Here is a 247-nt window from a genome sequence, read left to right as displayed (position 1 = left end):
ATCAATAGCTATTTCTTCTTCTGCACGCAGAGTACCTACTTTTACAGACTTAGCCACAGCTATCTCGCCTCCCCTTTCTAAAGACGATTTATTATCAGTATGGGTTGTATCTCCAATTACCATATCAGTTACAAAGAATAGACAACCTACAAATAACAGCAACATACTTGCTGCAATAATAAACTTTTGCATTCCTTTTCACACTCCCTTAACTTTCAGACTTTCGAAATCGAAATCCACTTAAAAT

At 36.0% G+C, this 247-nt stretch carries 1 pseudogene; it reads right to left on the bottom strand.

What is annotated here, in order from left to right:
• Window positions 1–192, bottom strand: a pseudogene (locus tag SB717_RS38440) (hypothetical protein); the annotation flags it as partial.
• Between the last annotated feature and the right edge of the window lie 55 nt (window positions 193–247).

The organism is Priestia sp. SIMBA_032 (assembly GCF_046535215.1).
Classification (GTDB): domain Bacteria; phylum Bacillota; class Bacilli; order Bacillales; family Bacillaceae_H; genus Priestia; species Priestia aryabhattai.
The sequence above is the reverse complement of the archived record's forward strand: the minus strand, read 5'-3'. Positions and strand labels throughout refer to the sequence as shown.